This is a genomic window from Brevibacillus borstelensis, assembly GCF_003710865.1.
GTDB lineage: Bacteria > Bacillota > Bacilli > Brevibacillales > Brevibacillaceae > Brevibacillus > Brevibacillus borstelensis.
Genome location: NZ_RHHO01000094.1, coordinates 1 through 709, shown reverse-complemented (window position 1 = coordinate 709; position 709 = coordinate 1). Strand labels below are relative to the sequence as shown.

1 protein-coding gene is annotated in these 709 nt (G+C 51.1%); it reads right to left on the bottom strand.

Features of this window, described 5'->3' with window-relative positions; translation table 11 throughout:
• Positions 1–709 (bottom strand): malate synthase (locus EDM54_RS25950; protein WP_122959096.1); only part of this gene is annotated, 709 nt, incomplete at both ends.

Genomic DNA, 709 nt, shown 5'->3' with positions numbered 1-709 from the left:
TCCGCAGCTTTTTGATGTAGCTGAAGATGTAATCCCAGCGGCCGCAGTTTAGCCCTGCACTGTGTTCTCTCAGCTCGTACAGGATTTCTTCCATTTCAAAGGCGGCCAAAATCGTCTCGATCAAAACCGTTGCCTTGATAGTGCCTCGCGGTATGCCCAACTCATCCTGGGCAAAGCAAAAGACGTCGTTCCAGAGCCTCGCTTCCAGATGATTTTCCAGCTTGGGCAGATAAAAATAGGGGCCGCTTCCCGAATCGAGCAATATCCGGGCATTATGGAAGAAATAAAGGCCAAAATCGAACAAGCTGCCGGACATCGGGTTTCCGTGAAGCCTTATGTGCTTTTCATCCAAATGCCAACCGCGCGGCCTTACAATCAGTACGGCTGTTTTCTCCTTGAGGGCGTACTGTTTTCCCTCAGGGCTGGTATAGGAAATCGTTCTCCTTACGGCATCCCGCATGTTGATCTGGCCTTCGATCGTATTGGCCCATGTGGGAGAATTGGCGTCTTCAAAATCAGCCATGAATACCCGAGCTCCGGAATTGCACGCATTGATGACCATTTTTCGGTCTCCGGCAGGACCGGTAATCTCCACTCTCCGGTCCTGGAGATCGGTCGGCAAATCGTTCACTTTCCAATCGCCGTTGCGAATATGGGCTGTTTCAGGCAAAAAATCAGGAAGCTGCCCTGAGTCGATGAACTCCTGCTT